Raw genomic sequence first — 17,314 nt, 5'->3', positions numbered from 1 at the left:
CCCGGATCCGGATCAGCGCCGGATCCGGATCAGCGGGCGCGGGCGGCCTCAGCTGCCGCGTCGAGGCGGGCGCCGAGCGCCTTGACCTGATCGCGCAGAGCCTCGATGTCCTCGACCGGGACGCCGACCAGACCCAGCACGGTGCGGATCATCTCCTGGGCCCCGTGCTGGAGTTCGCGACTGGATTCGCTGGCGTGCAGCACCACGGCGCGGCCGTCGGTCGCGCTGCGGACGCTGTCCACCAGGCCGCGCGACTGTAGTCGCTGGACCAGGGGCGAGAGCGTGCCGTAGTCGAGGTGAACCTGCTCGCCCAGGTCCTTCATGGTGATGCCGGGACGCTCCCACAGCGCCAGCAGCACCAGGTACTGCGGGTAGGTGAGGTTCATATCGTCCAGGAACGGCCGGTAGGCGGCGGTCATGGATCGCGACGTGGAGTACAGCGCGAAGCACAGCTGCGCATTGAGCGACAGCAGTGCGTAGTCGATCTCCTCGTCCGCTCCGGCCCGGTGCCCGCCGGGTGCGGAAGGCGGATGTTCGTGCATTACTGCACTGTACTGCGGACGGCGTCGAGTACCGCGTCGGTGGCCACCCGATCGCCGACCGTAATGCGGATACCAGTGGGATAGGCCTTGACGTGGATGTCCGCGCCCGCAAGCGCGGTTGCCACCCGATCGGCGTCGGGGCCGGGCAGGGTGAGGTAGGAGAAATTGGCGTAGCTGTCGGGCACGCACAGGCCGAGCTCGCGCAGGCCGAAGGTGAGCCGATCGCGATGTTCGCCCAGCACCGTGATGCGAGCCCGGATCTCGGCCTCCGCCTCGTAGCAGGCGCGCACCGCGACCTCGGCGAGCGCGGTCATCCCGAAGGGCAGCTGCCAGCGGGCGATTCGCTCGATGAGCTCCGGCGCGCCGACGGCGTAGCCGACCCGCAGCGCGGCCAGCCCGTACGCCTTCGAAAAAGTCCGCAGGACAAGCAGATTCGGATGTCGGTCCAACAGGTCGAAGATGTCGACGCGGTCGGCCTCGGGGACGAAGTCCACGTAGGCCTCGTCCAGGACGACCGGGACCGCGGCGGGGATCTCCCACAGGAAGGACTCGAATTCCGCGGGCGGGACCAGGGTTCCGGTGGGATTGTGCGGGCTGCACACCACCACCAGCCGGGTTCGCTCGGTCACCGCGGCGGCCAGCGCCGCCAGGTCCTGGCGGCCGGTACCGGTGAGCGGCACCGCGACCGGCCGCCCGCCCGCCATGCCGGTGAGGATCGGGAAACCGTCGAAGGTCGGCGTCGCCATCACGACTTCCGCATCGCCGGAACCGAATTCCTGCACGATGTGCATGATCACGCCGGTCGCGCCCGCGCCCACCACGATCCGATCGGGTGCGCAGCCGAGCCGCCCGGCGATGAGCCGGGGCAGCCGCTCCGGCAGGAACTCGGGATACCGGTTGGCCGAGGCCAGCGCGTGGCTCAGCGCGGCCCGCACCGAGGGCGGCGGGCCGAAGGGAATCTCGTTGAGCTGCAATCGATGTCCGGCCGATATCAGCGGGGTCACGGCACGCGCCCCCTCAGCGCCCGCCCCACCGGAGGGCGGCGGCCCCGGCGAAATCGCCCGCGTGCGCGAAGCCCGCCAGCATCACCAGCGAGCCCGCCGGCACCCGGCCCTCGTCGACGGCCCGGTCGAAGGTGACGGGAATGCCCGCGCCGAACAGGTTTCCGCAGTCGTCGAAGGTGTCGGGATGCCGTTCGGCGGGCAGTTGCAGGGCGTCGCGCCAGTTGCGCAGGAAGGCGCGGTTGGGCTGGTTGGTGACCAGCAGATCCAATTCCGTTGGCTCGACGCCGATCCGGCCGCACACCGCGTGTGCCACCTCCGGCACCAGCCGGTTGCCGCGCTGGAGCACCTTGGCGATCTTGGATTCGGTGAAGCCGACGTGCATCTGCCCGCTGCCGGCCTCCCAGTAGCGGCGCGGCGGTTCGGCGATCACCGTCATCTGCCCGGCGAACTGCGGCAGATGCCGGGTCTCGATGCCCAGGATCGGCGAATCACCGGATTTCACCAGCAATCCCGCGCCCGCGCCGTCGCCGGGGATGGCGGCCTGCGCCTTGCCGCGCACCTGCTCCTGGGTGAAGACCTGACCGGCCACGTTCTGCACGGTCACCACGAGGGCGGAGCGGGCATCGGAGGAGAGCAGGATCTGGCGGGCCAGCTTCATGCCGTAGACGAACGAGGCGCAGCCGCCGTTGTGCAGATCGATCAGCCATTCCGGCGAAATACCCAGGCGGGCGGCGACTTCGCCGCCGCTGCCGACGATGCCGAGTTCGGGCAGCTGGGTGTGGACGATGAGAATGTCCACCTCGCGCAGCGCTTCCCGGCCCTGGCGGGCCAGGATCGGGGCCACCGCACGCTCGGCCATGTCGGCGGGGGTCTCGCCCGGTGCGATGTGGTGGCGGAACTTGGGGGCCTTGAACATGAGGTTCGAGGTGACCTCGTCGGGGTCCGCGTACTGCGCGAAATAGTCTGCGGGGACGATGTTCTCGGGCAGATACCCCGCGACGTCGATCAGGCTGACGGTGTCTATGCTCATGTTCAGTCCATCCATTCCGGCTTGATCGGCTGTCGGGCGGCGTGGCGGTGTTCGCAGATCGCCTTGAGGTTGCGCAGTTCCAGGAGATGTCCGGCGGCGAAGAGGTGCCAGAAGTCGCCGACCCAGACCGGGCGGCCCTCGGGTGCGGTCTGCGGGTAGGCGTTGTCCTCGTAGAACGGGTGGTGGCAATTGGTCCAGGTGACAACGGATCCCGGCTGGTTCAACACCAGCTGCGCGTCCACGACCCGCATGAGGTAGATCATCCACAGGTGGTCGGCCTGGTCCCAGGCGCAGTGGTAGTCCACCGTGCGGGCCTGGGCATTGGCGACGGTGCGGGTGTAGATGCGGGTGTGCGAGCCGATGCGGTCGTCCGAGACCCAGATCTCGGGATCGGCGGTCCGTTCGAAACCGCGCATGCTGTAGGTCCATTCGCACAGACTGCGGGTGTCGGCCAGGTATTCGAACACCTCGTCCGGCGGTGCGGCGATGAATTCGGTGACGGTGCAGTACTGCCCGAAGATCTCGTCGTGCGGGTAGACGGCCCGGGTCATGTCCAGCACCAGCGGCATGCCCTCTTTCAGGGCCATGGTCTCGATGCGGTACACACCCGGGATATCCAGCTCCGGCACCTCGATCGGCGCGGTCTCGATGGACTCGGTCATGGGAGGGGCTCCTTCAGAAACGGTGCGAACGGTGGGAATTCGTCCGGGTCACACTGCAGTTCGATGAACGCGGGCCCCGGTATTGCCCGCGTCTTCTCCAAGGCGTTCTCGAATTCGGTGACGGTGCGCGCGGTCCAGGCGGGCAGCTCCGGGAACATGGCCGCCACCCCCGCCCCGATCTCGGCGGCCCGAAACCGGTTGAAACTGTAGGCGCCGGAGTAGAAGACCTGCTCCCGCGTCACACACATGGCGTGCGCGTTGTTGTTGAACACGACGAACGTCACGTCCACCCCGTACTCCACGGCCGTATGCACCTCGTGCCCGTGCATGAAGTAGGCCCCGTCCCCGGCGATCACGACGGCCCGCCGCCCCCGCCCCAGCGCACATCCGATGCCCGCCCCGAACGAATAACCCATCCCGCCCATCCCGAGCGCGATGAGAAACCTCCCCTCCTCCGGAACCCGCAGATGGTGCACGACCGCCGCCCCGGTGTTCCCCGCATCGACGATCACGTCGGTCCCCGGCTCCAGCGCCGCCTCGAGCGCGCCGACCGCAGCGCGGTACCGCACTCCCGGCCCGGCGGAGGGCGGCACCGGCAATTCGGTTATGCGCGAGCCGATTTCGGCCGATTCGGTCCACGGCGGAGCGAGGCGATCGCGCGCACCCGCGAGGTCCGCGACGGCCCGCAAGGTGGTGGCCAACGGCCCACGCGCCACCGCGCCGACCGGCACGAAGGGGTCTTCCGATCCCAGATACGCGACTCGGGGACATGCGGCCAGCGCGCCATCCAGCCCGGCCCGCGCGGTCATCGACATCGGCGCGCCTACCAGCAGGCACAGCTCCGACCCCGCGACGAGTTCCGGTGCGTGCGGATGCCCCATGACACCCACGACCCCGGCGAAGCGCGAATCCCGGTTCGGGAAGGCGTCTTTGGCGTCCGGGGTGACCAGCACCGCGGCGTGCCAGGACCGGACGACCGCCGCGAGTGCGGCCCGTGCATCCGATGCGGCCACCTCCGGCCCGGCGATGACCACCACGCGACCGCTCGCGGGCACCTCGGCGAGCAAGTCCGCCAGTTGGACCGGCAATTCCGTCGATTCCGCCGTGCCGGTGTCGTGGCTCGGCGTCGCCACCGCGGAACTCGGCGTAGCCACCGTGGCAGCGGGTGCCGCCTGAATGTCTTTGGGCAGCAGCAGGATGGCCGGGCCGCCGGTCAGGGCGGCATCGATCGCCCGGGTCAGTTCGGCGGAGATGTCCTGGGGGCGAGTGACCTTGGCGCAGTGGCGGGAGACCGCGCCGAAGATGGCCTCGGCGTCGAGGCGGCCGGGGAGGCCGCTGGTGTCCTGGAAGGCGCCGCGGCCTTCGAGGGCGGTGGGGGGCTGGCCCACGAGGGCCAGGATGGGGGTTCGGGAGTCGAAGGATTCGGTCAGGGCGGCAAAGAGATTCATGGCGCCGCCGCCGGAGGTGGCGGCCACGACCCCGAGGCGGTTGGTGGCGCGGGCGTAGCCGTCGGCCATGGTGGCCGCGCCGAACTCGTGTTTGGCGATGATGCCGATGAGGGCGGGGTGGCGGTGCACGGCGTCGTAGAGATCTTCGATATTGGCGCCGCCGACGCCGAAGAGGTGGTCGGTGTGGGCCGCGACGCGGTCGACGATGAGATCGGCCACGGTGCGGGTACCGGGTTCGCTGTCGGTCACGATCCTCCGTTTCGCATTGCTTGTCCGCGATACATCGCACACAAGGTATCCATGGGGAGCGAGCTCGATCAACGTGTCTCAGATCACACCGTAGCTCGAAAAGTGCTGTTAGCCAGGGCAATTAGGTATGCGAAGACCCCGCCGCGGGACGACCTCGGCGGGGCCCGGGTCCGGGTGCAGGGTGAAACCGGACCGCATCTGGACGGTTACCGGCCGCACCGCCGGTTCACCCGTATCAACGAATCGCGGCCCGCCGGGGTTCATCGCGGCGCGGCGCACCAGCTCATTGACGAACAGCCCGATGCTGACCGGGTGATAGCCCTGACGGGTGCCCGTGCCAGTCATCGGGAGCGACCCTGACGAAGCGGGCGGTCGGGATCGCGGCCCCAGACGTCGAACGGGACATACCCCACCGCGCGCCCGCGCGGGCTGAGGATTCGGCCCATGCGTTTGAGCGTGCGCAGGGTGAGCTGGCGCTCGATGATCCGCAGCTGCGGAAACTCGCGCTGCAGGCGGGTTTCCAGCAGTACGCCCTCGCGGGGGCCGCGCAGCCAGCCGATGAGCATGACATTGCTGTCGTCGGCGGTGGCGGCGCACAGGCGGATCTCCGGCCAGGACGCCAGGGCGGCGCCCACGGTGTCGATGGCGGACGCGGGCAGATCGGCCCAGTAGTTCGCGGTGACGTTCCAGCCCGCGGCCTGCTCGGCGAAATCACAGCGGAACACCAGCCGCCCCGAGCTCGTCATGTCGGAAATGCGGCGGCGGACCGTGGTTTCGGTGAGGCCGGTGTCGCGGGCCAGGTCGGCGATGGTGCGACGGCCGTCCGCGGACAGGGCGAGGACCAGGGCCGCGTCGCCGGGCCGCGGGCGGGAGTGCGCGGGGGCTCTCCTGTGCGGACGAGCCGGACCGCGCGGTTCGGTCAGCAGCGTGCGCTGACCGGGGTCCAGGGCCTGCGGCCGCCAATGGCTGCCCTCGACATAGACGTGCTGGTTGACCGCGGTGCGGATCTCCTCGACGCCGGGCAGGGCGGCCAGCTCCCCCGCGGTGAAATCGTCGAGCGCGGCCAGGTTTTCGACCGCCACCGACAGTTGCAGCGGGAAACCGCCGGTGACGCGCTCCACGCTGAAGACCCACGGCATGGCGGTCACCCGTTCCGATATCTCGGCCAGTCGCTCGGCGCGGCAGCGCAGCCGCAGGTAGGCGATGGTGGCGAATTCCGGCGCGTAGGCGGTGATCCAGGCCAGCCCGGATCCGGTGAGCTGCCCCCAGCGCCGGGCCGCGGTGGTGGCGTCCATGCCGAGCGACTCGCCGATCCGCGTCCAGGAGGCCCGCGGATTGATTTGCAGCGCATTAACCAGATCCAGGTCACGCTCATCGAAGGCGGCCAGCACGGCGGATTCCGGCAGCTGGCTCTCCGGGATGGCGGTATCCGGCGATTTCGCCGTATCCTCGGGCATCGGGCCAGTGTGGCACCCTAGCCACTCCTCCCGCTTATGAAGGGGCTTGGATGCCACGCACCACCCGCATCACCGTCATGCTGCTGTTCGCGGCGTGGGTGGTGGATTACATCGATCGGACCGTCATCAATTTCGCGCTGCCCGCGATCGGCGGCGACCTGGGTCTCGATCACACCCAACAGGGTCTGCTGGTGTCGGTGTTCTTCATCGCGTACGCGATCGTCCAGGTTCCAGGTGGTTTGCTGGCCGACCGCTACGGTGCGCTGCGGGTCGGCATGGTGGGGTTGACCGCCTGGTCGGTCTTCACCGGATTGACCGCCCTCGCCTGGTCCTTCACGGCGCTGCTCGCCGTCCGCTTCCTGTTCGGCCTGGTGCAGGGCGTCTTCCCGGCGGCCGCCATCAAGGCGCTGGCCGAACGCACCCGGCCCGAACAGCGCACCACCGCCGCGGGCTGGACCAATTCCTCCAATGCCGCCGGGCTGCTGCTGGCCGCGGTGCTCGCGGGCGTGCTGCTGCCCACCGTGGGCTGGCGGGTCATGTTCGCGGTCATCTCGGTGCTCGGGGTGGCGGTCATTCTCGCGTGGCGGCGGTGGATGCCGGAACCGTTGGCGCAGGACGAGATTCCGGTGGCGGACGTCGGCACCCGAGCCGAACGCCGGGCCGTGCTCTTCTCGCCGTCACTGCTCGGTTTCGCGGTCATCTTCTTCGGATACGACGTGCTGGTGTGGGGCGTCACCGCGTGGACGCCGACCTTTCTGAAAGAGCAGCACGGAATCTCCCAGGGCGGCATCGCCTTCGCGGCGGTGCCGACCACGCTGGCCGCGGCGGTCGGGGTGGTGCTCGGCGCGCGACTGTCGGATCGGATCGGCGGGCGGCCGCGGGTGATCGTGGCGCCCGCCATGGCATTCACCGCCGCCATGCTGTTCGTGCTGCCGCGGGCCGAACCGTTCGCCCTGTTCGTGCTGGTGGGCACGGTGATGAGCCTGGTGGCGGGGCTGGCGTACATGCCCGCGTTCGCGGTGCCGCTACGGTCGCTGCCCAGCGCCTATATCGGCGCGGCCACCGGGGTGATCGTCTTCGGCGGGCAGCTCGCCGGTGTGTTGAGCCCGCTGACCTTCGGTGTCGTCACCGATCATGTTTCGTACACAACGGCTTTCGAAACAATGGCGCTGGGGCCGCTGCTGGCCCTGGCGGCCGCCGTCGCGGTACCGCAAACCGCGGACGCGTTCCGGGCGCGGCTGGCGCGCCGCGCGGGCGCGACCGTCCCTACGAAGGAGGTTCTCCCATGACCGCATCCCCCGAGCACTGGCAGCAGGTCTACCGGCACCTGCACGCGCATCCGGAGCTGTCGGGCCAGGAGCACGCCACCGCCCGCCTGGTCGCCGAGGAACTGCGCGCCATGCCCGGCTGGGAGGTGACCGAAAACGTCGGCGGCACCGGTGTTGTCGGCGTTCTGCACGGCGGTCCCGGTCCGGTGGTGTGGCTGCGCGCCGACATGGACGCGCTGCCGGTACAGGAGGAGACCGGTCTCGACTACGCCTCCACCGTTCCCGGCGTCATGCACGCGTGCGGCCATGACGTCCATGTCACCGCGCTGCTCGGCGCCTGCGCCGAACTGGCCGCGAACCCGGTGCCCGGCACCGTGGTCGCGCTGTTCCAGCCCGCCGAGGAGACCGGCGCGGGCGCGCAGAGCATGATCAACGACGGTCTGCTGGAACGATTCCCGCACCCGCGCATCGTGCTCGGGCAGCACGTCAGCCCGCTGCCCGCGGGCATCATCCTGAGCAAGCCGGGCACCCTCATGGCCGCCTCCGATTCGGTCCGGGTCACCTTCCTCGGCAAGGGCGGCCACGCCTCCCAGCCCCACACCACCATCGATCCGCTGCTCATGGCGGCCTCGCTGGTGGTGCGCCTGCAAGCGCTGACCGCCCGCCAAACCGCCACCGCCGCATCGCCGGTCCTCACCGCGGGCGCACTGCACGCGGGCACCCGGCCGAACATCGTCGCCGAATCCTCCGAGCTCCTGCTCAGCCTGCGCACCTTCACCGACGGCTCGCGCAACCGCATGATCGAGGGCATCGTGCGCATGGCCGAGACCGAGGCCGCCGCCGCGGGCGCACCCCAGGAGCCGAAGGTCGAGTTCTACGACCACTTCCCGGTCACCGAGAACCCCCCCCCCCGGCGACACCGAGCGCGTGCTGTCCGCCCTCACCGCCGCCGGTCTCCCCGTCATGCCGATGGATCACCCCATCACCGGCAGCGAGGACTTCGGCGCCTTCGGCACCGCCGCCCAGGCCCCCTCCGTCTTCTGGCACATCGGCGGCATCGACCCGGCCCGCTTCACCCCCGAAGACCAGACCTACATGCTCACCGAGGGCGCGCTTCCACCCCACTTCGCCTCCAACCACTCCCCCCGCTTCGCCCCCGACCCCGTCCAGGCCCTCCCCACCGCCATCACGGCGATGCTCACCGCCACCCAGGCCGAACTCGTTCGCCCCTGACCGCGATTCGGACAGTGATCCGCGACTGGCGGATCACTGATCGAAGGCGATGTGGAGGGTGTCGGATTCGGGGAGGGTTTGGCAGGCGAGGGTCAGATTCTGGGCCAGTTCCTCTTCTATGAGGGATTCGTTCATGAGCATGCGGGTGCGGCCCTGTTTGACGGTGCAGATGCAGGTGCCGCAGGCGGATTCTCGGCAGACGTAGGGGGCGTCGATGCCATGGTCGAGGAGGACGTCCAGGAGCTTCTTGGATCTGGGCCAAGGGAGGGTGTGGGTTTCGCCGTCGATGTCTACGCGGACGGTGGCGGCGTCGGCGGACGGAGCTGACACCGCGCTCGGGGGTTCGACGGCTACGGGCGTGTGGTGTTCGAAGGGGTTGTCGGTCAGGGAGCGGTATTCCTCCTGGTGGATCGCCCGGTCGGGGATTCGGAGCTGGGACAGACCCTGTTTGACGGTGGCGGCGAATCCGGCCGGGCCGCAGAGGTAGACGTCGTGGCGGCGGTAGGGGCGGGCCCAGCCGGCGATGGCGTGCGGGGTGGGGAGGCCGCGGTCGGATTCGAGCCAGTGGTGGACGGTCAGGCGGCGGGGGTGGCGCGCGACCAGTTGTTGGAGTCGGGCGGAGAAGATGATCGAGGCGGGGTCCCGGTTGGCGTAGAGCAGGGCGATATTCGCGCGGCCCAGGGGCAACGCCGATTTGAGGATCGACATGACGGGCGTGATGCCGCTGCCCGCGGCGCACAACAGCAGGTCGCGGTTCCAGGTGCGGGGGACGAAGTTTCCGGCCGGTTCCCCGACGGTGAGGACGTCGCCCGCGGAGATGTTGTCGCACAACCAGTTCGAGGCGTAGCCGCCGGGGGTGCGCTTGACGGTGATGGTCGGGCGGTCGCCGCAGTGCGGGCTGCTGGACAGCGAATAGCAGCGAGCCACGGAACCCGTTCGGTCACTGGGGATTCGGAGGGTCAGGTACTGGCCCGGGGAATAGGTGAAGCGGCGGGTCAGGTCGGTGGGGATATCGAAGATCAGCGAGACCGCGTCGGCGGTCTCGCTGATTACTTCGCGCACCTTCAGTTCGTGGGCGCGAGCATTCAACGGGGGCCTCCTCCCCTGCCCACGACGAGCTCGCCGAGCGACTGGATGCGCTCCATGGAAAGGGGCTGGGTGATACGGCGATTCACCCCGGGGGCGATCCGCAGCATGAAGTAGCCGAGCCAGGCCTCGGCCCGGACCGGGACGACGGCCAGGTCGAAGCGGATGGCGCGGACCACGGCGCGGGCCACCAGATCGGGACTCAGCGGCGAGAACGGGAGACGCTCGGCCAGTTCCTGGATCTGCGCGGTGATCTGCTTGCCGCGCTCCACCAGGACGGGATCGACGCCGACCGCGATGGCGTGCTCGCCGATATCGGTATTGATCACCCCCGGGCAAATCGCGCTCACGCCGACGCCTTTGGGCGCGAGCTCGAGGCGCAGGCATTCGGTGAGCATCTTCACCCCGGCCTTGGACACCGAGTACGCCGACATCACCGGGGTCGGCGTGAAGGCCGCCGCCGAGGCGATGTTCACGATGTGCCCGCGCTTGCCCTCGTCGATCATGAGCCGCCCGAAGGCCCGGCAGCCGTACACGACCCCGAGCAGGTTCACGCTCAGCTGCCGCTCCCAATCCTCGGGCTCGAGATCCAGAAACGCCCCGCTGACCAGGATTCCGGCATTGTTGACCAGCACATCCGGCACCCCGTGATCGGCATGGACGTCACGGGCGAAGCCCGCCCAGGCGTGCGGATCGGTGACGTCGAGCGCCGTGGCGACCGCCCGCTGCCCCCGGGACCGGATGATCGCCACCGTGGCCAGCGCCGCGTCCTTGTCGATATCGGAGACGATGACCTGAGCGCCCATGCGCGCGAACCGAAACGCCGTCGCCCGCCCGATGCCGCTGCCCGCACCGGTGACGACCACCAGCCGCGGATCGATGCCGTTGAGTTTCACGAGACCTCCTCGGAGAGCGCGACCGGCGCGGGCCGGACCGGAGCGCCGACCGTGTAGCGGTAGACGTCCAGATCGAAATGCCGGTTCTGCCAGTACATCTCGCCGTGCGTGGACGGACGGAACGGCGAATCGCCGTGATTGTCGAGGTAGTAGGTGTTGGACCCGTCGCAGACCGAGGTGAACAGGAAGTTCTTCTCCTGCCGCTTCAGGCACCGCCGGAAGTACTCGTCGTGCACCTCCTGCCGGATCTCCACCTCGTCGGTACCGCGCGCCTTGGATTCCGCGATCACCCGCGCCAGATGCGCCGAGGTGGCCTCGATCATCGAGATGTAGGAGCCGAGCACGAACCCGTAGGGCCCGGTGATGGTGAAGGCATTGGGGAACCCCGGCACCGAAACCCCCTGGTAGGACTGATACCGCTGCTCGTCCCAGAACCTCTCCAGGTCCTTGCCGCCGCGACCGCGCACCGGAAACGGTGGAATCGCGCCCTTATCCCAGAGCTTGAATCCGGTGGCGCAGACGAGCACATCGATCTCGTGCTCGGTCCCGTCCACGGTGACCACGCCGCGCTCGGTGATCCGCGCGATGGAATCGGTGATCAGGCTGACGTCGGAGCGGTTGAACGTCTTCAGGTAATCGTTGGACATGGACGGCCGCTTGCAGCCCAATCCGTAACGCGGCGTGAGCTTTTCCCGCAGCTCGGGATCGCGCACCTGGGACCGCATCCAGCGCCGGATCGGCGCCTCCGCCAGTCGCCGCCCGGCATCGGTGAGCCAGGTCGGCCCCACCACCATGCCGCTCATGGCCACCTCGGTGCCGACATTGCCGACCAGTCGCAGTGCCGACCGGATCCGGGTGTTGCCCAGCACCAGCCGGCCGATCCGGCCGACCTCGGCGTCGTTCTTGGGGAACACCCAGATGGGCGTGCGCTGGAACACCGTCAGGTGCTCGGTCTCGTCGACAATGGCCGGAATCAGTTGCAGCGCCGTGGCTCCCGTACCGATCACCGCCACCCGCTTCCCGGCGAGCGACACATCGTGATCCCCCATGGCCGTGTGCATCAACGTTCCGCCGAAGCTGTCCAACCCCTCGATGTCCGGCATCTTGGGCCGCTCCAGCCCGCCGATGGCCAGCACCACGTAGCGCGCGGTGAGTGTCTTGCCGCCGTCGGTGGTCAAGCGCCACAGGCTGTTCCGGTCGTCGAACTCGGCCGCCACGATGGTGGTGTTCAGCCGCAGCTTGTCGCGCAGCCCGTACTTGTCGACCATGCTCTCGGCGTAGTCGCGCAATTCGGTGCCCGGCGCGAAGATTCGTGACCAGTCCCCGCGCTGCTCGTAGGAGAAGCTGTAGATGAACGATGGAATGTCCACCGCCACCCCGGGATAGGTATTGGCGTGCCAGGTGCCGCCCACCCGATCCCACTTGTCCACGAGCACGAAGTCGTGAATGCCCTTGCGTTGCAGTGCGATACCGGTGCCGATGCCGCCGAACCCGGCCCCGACCACGATGACCTCGTGGTCGGGACGGGCCTCGATGGGCACACCACTGCCACCGTTGCTCCCCATTGTTCATACCCTCCGGCTCAGCCGATGCGATCCAGCAGTTCGCCGTCCGCGCCGAACAGCTCCTGCCGCCACTGCTCGAGCAGTGCGTTGGTGTCGATGTCGTCGGGATGGAAACCCGGCCGCATATAGGGCCGCATCTCCTTCAGCAGCCCCCTGACGATGGGCCCGCGATACAGCCGAATCGACTGCCGCGCCACTTTCAGCGGCCGCCAGCTGCGCGGATCGCTGAGGATCGAGGCGAGCACGCCCGCCGACACGATCGGGATGGTCACGAAGTACATCCCCGCCATCACTCCGATGCGCACCAGCTCCGGCCCGCCGGTGGCGCGGTACACGTCGAAGGCCACCGACTTGTGCTCGAGTTCCTCGAAAGCGTGCCAGTTCAACAGGTTCCACACCTCGGCGTCGCCCGGGATGTCCTGGATCTCCTTGGTCCCGAGCACCCGGTTGGCCAGCGTCGCGGTGTAGTGCTCGGCCGCCGCGGTGAACGCCAGATGCACCTGCCGGGGCACCAGATTCTCGACCGCCATCACGCCCCGCTCGCGCAGCGCGCCATGACCGAAGGTGAACAGCCGCACGATGGGGAACCCATTGGCGATGAGCTGCTCGTTCAACCGCCGATGCTGCTGCCCGTGCACTGCTTCCTGCCCGATGAATCCGGCCACCCGCTTCTTGAGCACGGGATCGGTGACCTCGTCGGAGAATTTGCGCACCGAGCGGATGAAGGACTCCTCGCCCGGTGGGAACGCGCCCGAGAGCACCGCGATCAAATGGGTGAGGGGGATGTCGCCCTGGACGAACTGATGCGCCATCGGCTCGGGCTCGCCGAACCGGAATCGCATGCGCCGCACCTTGGGATAGGGCATGAGGGACGTGTTTTCCTGCCGACCGATCGCCATTGGTCGGTCCTTTCTTGCGATGGAATTGTGATTACTTCAGGTGATCGACGAGCTGTCCGTCTTTCCCGAAAAGCTCCTGTTGCCAACGGGAAAGCAACCGTGAGGTGTCGATGTCGTCCGGGTGGAAACCGGGCCGCAGGTACTTGGCCAGCTCCGGCATCAGCCCCCGGAAGACGGGCCCGGTGAACAGCCGGTAGGTCTCGCGCGCCACGCGGACGGGCTGCCGCCGCGCATTCTCGTCGCGGCCGACCGCGACGGCCAGACCGACGTAGGTCAGCGGCAGCGTCAGCGCGTACATGGCGAGCATGACCCCGATGCGGGTGCGCTCGGAGCCGCCGACCGCGCGGAACACGTCGAAGGCCACCGACTTGTGCTCGAGTTCTTCCAGCGCATGCCAATTCAGCAGGTTCCACACCTCCGGGTCGCCCGGAATGGCCTGGATCTCGTCGCTGGCCAGCACCCGCTGCGCCAGCACCGCCGTGTAGTGCTCGGCCGCCGCGGTCATGGCCAGGTGCACCTCGGGCGGCACCCGCTCCTCGATCCACAGCATGCGCTCCTTGGCCTTCTCCGAGTCCAGCCAGGCGATGGAATAGCCGAGTTCCACCAGCTTTTCATTGAGTTTGCGGTGCTCGTGGCCGTGCATGGCCTCCTGCCCGACGAACCCGGTGACCCGCTTCTTGAGCACCGGATCGGTGACCCGGTCGGCCACCCGGCGCACCGAGCGGATGAACGATTCCTCTCCGGCCGGGAAGCCGCCGGACATGCCGGCCACGAAATGGCTGTAGACCATGTCGTTTGCGACGAAGTACCGGCCGTCGGACACACGCGGATCGAAGCGGAAATTGATACGGCGGGCCTTCGGATAGGTCTGCGCCGGAAGGGTATTCACCATCTTGACCGTCCTTGGTGCAACACTAAGTACCTAGTACTACGTGTTCGATGTAAGGCCAAGTGTAAGATTGTCCCAGACACCGCACAAGGGGTGTGCCCCGACGAATCGAATTCCAATCTGCCGCATGGCCTCCCACCCGCCTCGCGACCGCCCGGCCGAGCCGCAGGGCGCGGAGCCGAAGAGGGACGCCCGCTACGACCGCTGGCACACGCACCGCGCCTCGGTCCGCGCCGAACTCATCGAGGCCACCATCCGCGCCATCGATACCCACGGGGCCGATCTCTCCATCGACGACGTGGTGAAAACCGCTGGTATACCGCGTCCCAAGCTGTATCGCTTCTTCGGCGACAAGGTGGAGTTGCTCGCCGCGGTGAGCGGGCGCGTGCAAGAACTCATCGTCGAGCGCGTCACCCCGCACCTGGACCCGACCGGGCCCGTGCGCGACGCCGTCCACACGGCCCTGTCCGCCTACATCGATCTGGTGGCCGAGCGCCCCAACCTGTTCCACTTCATCGTCAGCTCACAGGTCGTCACAGCCTTCGGGGCGGCCCGGTTATTGGAGGACGGCCGCCCACTGTCCGATACAGTTGCCGACTTCTTCTCCGGCGTGCTGCGCCTGCACGGCGCGAACGGCGATCACACCCAGTTCGCGGTGGACGCCATGCTCGGCGCGATCGGCCTGGGCGTGCTGCGCTGGCTCAACGAACCGGTCATTACCGCAAAGGAACTCACCGACGAGCTGACCGCCTTCGCCTGGGGCGCCCTCGCCGCCACCGCCGAGGCCCGCGGCCTGGTCCTCGACCCCGAGGAGCCGCTGGTCCCGCTCTCCCGGCTCAGCGAATGAACCGCTCCACCATCCGCCGCTCGCTGGCGGCATCGGCCAGCGGCCAGGTCAGCAGTGTCAAGACCATCCGCACAATCCATTGCGCCGCTTCGTCATCCGGCGCTATCCCGGTGAGCAGCGTCGCGATCCGCCCCAGTTCCGGCGACGACGCGAACGCCCCGTCACTCCCGCCCGCCCGGCTCCCCGCGAACCCCTTGGCCAGCACCGGATCCGACCGCACCGCCGCCACCGACGCCAGGATCGCCTCCACGATCCGCCGCGACCCGTCGTAGCGCCGCACCGCCGCCGTCACCCGCTCGGCCACCCGCATGGCCGATTTCGCCATGACCGCATCGAACAGCGCGGCCTTCCCCGGAAAGTGCCGATACAGCGTGGCCCGCGAACACCCCACCGCACCGGCCACCTCATCCATCCCCACGTGGTCGAACCCGCGCGCCTGGAACAGCTCGGTCGCCACCCCGACGATGCGGTCCGAGGCGACCGACCGCCGCACCCCGCCCGCCAGCCAATCCACGCGCTGCTCGACCATATTCACTCCTCACCGGCCAAGATCAGCTCTCATCTTGAGACGAGCATCCGCGTTCGTCCAGGGAAAGTGCGCGGTTGCACGAAGGTCAGGGTGCGGTCAGCAGCGGCTGCAGATAGCGGACGGCGTAGTCGTGCAACTGATCCTCGGAATCCAGCCGGGGCGGAGCATCCGGCGTCAAGACCAGTGAATGTATGAGCCGCACGATGGTCGAGGCGTAGAACTGCGCCTGATCAGAGCTCGCCAGCCCGAGTTGCGCGCGGCCGTCCTCGACCTGCGCGGTCACGAAAGCGGTCGCGATACGCAGAATCTCCCCCGCTTCGACGGTGAGCCAGCTGAGCACCTCGTCCTTGTCCACCTCGAAGAGCCGGCGCAGCAGCGGATGGTCGCGCAGGATGGTGACGGTGACGACGAATCCGCGGTTGTGCCGTTCCAGCGGGTCGGCGATATCGCCGATGCGCTGCTCGATCTCGGCCAGGGTGCGGCGTACCTCGTGCGCGAGCGCGGCGCGGGTGATCTCCCCGCGGCCGCCCATGCGCCGGTACAGAGTGGCCCGGTTGATCCCGGCCCGTCTGGCGATGTCGTCGGCGCTGGTCCGGCGGATACCGACCAACGCGAACTGTTCCAGCGCGGCCTCTTTGATACGCGTGTCCACAGCATCGTCGGGCCCGGCGACCGTGAGCAGGGCCTGCAGCGACAAGGGTGATTCCACCGACCGCACCTCCCGACCGGAGTCTAGCCGGATGCGACAGGGCGACACAATTTGTCGCAGAGTCTTGCGACAAAGAGAGACAATATGTTGTACTGTTCGGGCAGGAGTTCCCAATGACGTGGAGGCCGAGCCATGACCAGCGCCGCAGCAGCCGAGCAACCGACAACCCCGCCGATCGGAGCGCCACTGGGCCCCGGCTCACTGCTGTGGGAGTACTTCGGCGATCAACGGCTGAAACTGTTCCTCGGCCGCTCCGGCACCCTGCAGAACATGCACCCTGCCGTTTCCGCTGCGCTGCAACAGCATTCGAACTTCTTCGACGACCCGTGGGACCGGCTGATGCGTTCGATACCCAAGATCGAGGACTCCGTCTACGATCCGCCGGAATCCGACGCCGCGGGCCGGGTGCGCGACTACCACCGCGACCTCAAGGGCGTCGACCATCACGGAAACCGTTATCACGCACTGCGTCCCGACATCTTCTGGTGGACGCACGTCACCTTCGTCGAGGCCGTCATGGCCATGAACGACGTCTTCGGCACGCCGCTCACCCACGCCCAGAGGGAACAGCTGTGGGCCGAGGGCGTCACGTGGTGGCAGCGCTACGTCCTGTCCATGCAGCCGGTCTTCGGGACTTATGAAGAGTTCCAGGCATATTGGGAGCACATGCTGGCCGAGGAGCTGGAGTCCAACGCGACCACCGACTTCGCCCTGAAGCTGCCGACCACCCCGATACCGCCGATGCCGGGCATTCCCGCGTGGATATGGGCGGTGATCCGTCGGCCGTTCATGGAATTCAATATCTGGCTGCTCGGCGCGCTCATGCCCGACCGCAGCCGCGAGATCCTGGGTATCGAGTGGAATCGACTGGACGAGTTCGGTTTCCGGGTTTTCGCGACCACGGTCCGCAGGACCTGGCCGCTGTTGCCGCGGCCGCTGCGCTACGACCGTCGCGTCTACCGCAAGATCCGGGCCGCCGAGCGGGCCCTCAGCTAGTGTCG

Annotated in this window: 17 protein-coding genes and 1 pseudogene; 5 read left to right on the top strand and 13 right to left on the bottom strand. The window is 68.4% G+C overall.

Features of this window, described 5'->3' with window-relative positions:
* Positions 1 to 29 precede the first annotated feature (29 nt).
* From NS2_RS24270 to NS2_RS24245, 6 genes are all read right to left on the bottom strand, one after another.
* Positions 30 to 542, bottom strand: coding sequence for a MarR family winged helix-turn-helix transcriptional regulator (locus NS2_RS24270; protein ID WP_081986145.1), 513 nt, complete (start codon positions 540 to 542; stop codon positions 30 to 32).
* Positions 542 to 1,546 (bottom strand): pyridoxal phosphate-dependent aminotransferase, encoded by a 1,005-nt coding sequence (locus tag NS2_RS24265; protein ID WP_036547117.1) that lies wholly within the window; start codon positions 1,544 to 1,546, stop codon positions 542 to 544. The genes NS2_RS24270 and NS2_RS24265 overlap by 1 nt, the downstream gene beginning before the upstream one ends.
* A 13-nt stretch (positions 1,547 to 1,559) precedes the next feature.
* Positions 1,560 to 2,576, bottom strand: coding sequence for a 3-oxoacyl-ACP synthase III family protein (locus NS2_RS24260; protein ID WP_045438777.1), 1,017 nt, complete (start codon positions 2,574 to 2,576; stop codon positions 1,560 to 1,562).
* A 2-nt stretch (positions 2,577 to 2,578) separates the two neighbouring features.
* The gene (locus NS2_RS24255; protein WP_033089726.1) at positions 2,579 to 3,211 is read right to left on the bottom strand and encodes a hypothetical protein; all 633 of its coding nucleotides are present in this window, start codon (positions 3,209 to 3,211) and stop codon (positions 2,579 to 2,581) included.
* 23 nt (positions 3,212 to 3,234) lie between these two features.
* Positions 3,235 to 4,935, bottom strand: a complete 1,701-nt coding sequence (locus NS2_RS24250; RefSeq protein WP_033089707.1) for a thiamine pyrophosphate-binding protein — start codon at positions 4,933 to 4,935, stop codon at positions 3,235 to 3,237.
* A gap of 341 nt (positions 4,936 to 5,276) precedes the next feature.
* Positions 5,277 to 6,392, bottom strand: coding sequence for an Lrp/AsnC family transcriptional regulator (locus NS2_RS24245; RefSeq protein WP_052086779.1), 1,116 nt, complete (start codon positions 6,390 to 6,392; stop codon positions 5,277 to 5,279).
* 50 nt (positions 6,393 to 6,442) lie between these two features.
* On the opposite strand from NS2_RS24245, the gene NS2_RS24240 reads away from it, so the two are divergent.
* The 3 genes and pseudogenes from NS2_RS24240 to NS2_RS37790 all read left to right on the top strand — a co-directional run bounded on the left by NS2_RS24240 (position 6,443) and on the right by NS2_RS37790 (position 8,893).
* A complete protein-coding gene (locus NS2_RS24240; protein ID WP_036547119.1) occupies positions 6,443 to 7,681 on the top strand; it encodes an MFS transporter in 1,239 nt (412 codons plus the stop codon).
* Positions 7,678 to 8,529: pseudogene (locus NS2_RS24235) on the top strand (amidohydrolase); the annotation flags it as partial. The gene NS2_RS24240 and the pseudogene NS2_RS24235, both read left to right, overlap by 4 nt.
* Before the next feature lie 58 nt (positions 8,530 to 8,587).
* Complete coding sequence (locus NS2_RS37790) at positions 8,588 to 8,893, top strand: hypothetical protein (RefSeq protein ID WP_249218121.1); 306 nt, start codon at positions 8,588 to 8,590, stop codon at positions 8,891 to 8,893.
* 33 nt (positions 8,894 to 8,926) lie between these two features.
* Here the strand turns inward: NS2_RS37790 and NS2_RS24230 are convergent, their stop codons facing one another.
* From NS2_RS24230 to NS2_RS24210, 5 genes are read right to left on the bottom strand one after another with little or no spacing between them, the layout of a single operon-like run.
* Entirely contained in the window at positions 8,927 to 9,982 is a 1,056-nt protein-coding gene (locus NS2_RS24230; protein WP_033089709.1) for a ferredoxin--NADP reductase, read from the bottom strand.
* Complete coding sequence (locus NS2_RS24225; protein WP_033089710.1) at positions 9,979 to 10,875, bottom strand: SDR family NAD(P)-dependent oxidoreductase; 897 nt, start codon at positions 10,873 to 10,875, stop codon at positions 9,979 to 9,981. Before NS2_RS24225 ends, NS2_RS24230 begins: the two co-directional genes overlap by 4 nt.
* Entirely contained in the window at positions 10,872 to 12,440 is a 1,569-nt protein-coding gene (locus tag NS2_RS24220) for a flavin-containing monooxygenase (RefSeq protein WP_045438771.1), read from the bottom strand. Before NS2_RS24220 ends, NS2_RS24225 begins: the two co-directional genes overlap by 4 nt.
* Positions 12,441 to 12,457: 17 nt before the next feature.
* Positions 12,458 to 13,339: a metal-dependent hydrolase gene (locus NS2_RS24215; RefSeq protein WP_052086780.1), complete on the bottom strand. Its 882-nt coding sequence runs from the start codon at positions 13,337 to 13,339 to the stop codon at positions 12,458 to 12,460.
* Positions 13,340 to 13,370: 31 nt separating this feature from the next.
* Positions 13,371 to 14,231 (bottom strand): metal-dependent hydrolase, encoded by an 861-nt coding sequence (locus tag NS2_RS24210; RefSeq protein ID WP_033089711.1) that lies wholly within the window; start codon positions 14,229 to 14,231, stop codon positions 13,371 to 13,373.
* A 124-nt stretch (positions 14,232 to 14,355) separates the two neighbouring features.
* On the opposite strand from NS2_RS24210, the gene NS2_RS24205 reads away from it, so the two are divergent.
* Positions 14,356 to 15,075 (top strand): TetR/AcrR family transcriptional regulator, encoded by a 720-nt coding sequence (locus NS2_RS24205; RefSeq protein WP_033089712.1) that lies wholly within the window; start codon positions 14,356 to 14,358, stop codon positions 15,073 to 15,075.
* On the opposite strand, the gene NS2_RS24200 is transcribed toward NS2_RS24205, so the two are convergent.
* Positions 15,065 to 15,604, bottom strand: a complete 540-nt coding sequence (locus NS2_RS24200) for a TetR/AcrR family transcriptional regulator (protein ID WP_033089730.1) — start codon at positions 15,602 to 15,604, stop codon at positions 15,065 to 15,067. The two genes, NS2_RS24205 and NS2_RS24200, sit on opposite strands and share 11 nt — an antisense overlap.
* A gap of 85 nt (positions 15,605 to 15,689) precedes the next feature.
* Positions 15,690 to 16,313: a TetR/AcrR family transcriptional regulator gene (locus tag NS2_RS24195; RefSeq protein WP_052086784.1), complete on the bottom strand. Its 624-nt coding sequence runs from the start codon at positions 16,311 to 16,313 to the stop codon at positions 15,690 to 15,692.
* Positions 16,314 to 16,445: 132 nt separating this feature from the next.
* Between NS2_RS24195 and NS2_RS24190 the strand changes: the two genes are divergently transcribed.
* Entirely contained in the window at positions 16,446 to 17,309 is an 864-nt protein-coding gene (locus NS2_RS24190) for an oxygenase MpaB family protein (RefSeq protein ID WP_045438767.1), read from the top strand.
* The last annotated feature ends 5 nt before the right edge of the window (positions 17,310 to 17,314 follow it).

Origin of the sequence: Nocardia seriolae NBRC 15557 (assembly GCF_007990715.1) — a bacterium.
Classification (GTDB): Bacteria; Actinomycetota; Actinomycetes; order Mycobacteriales; family Mycobacteriaceae; genus Nocardia; species Nocardia seriolae.
This window is presented reverse-complemented; position numbering and strand designations above follow the sequence as displayed.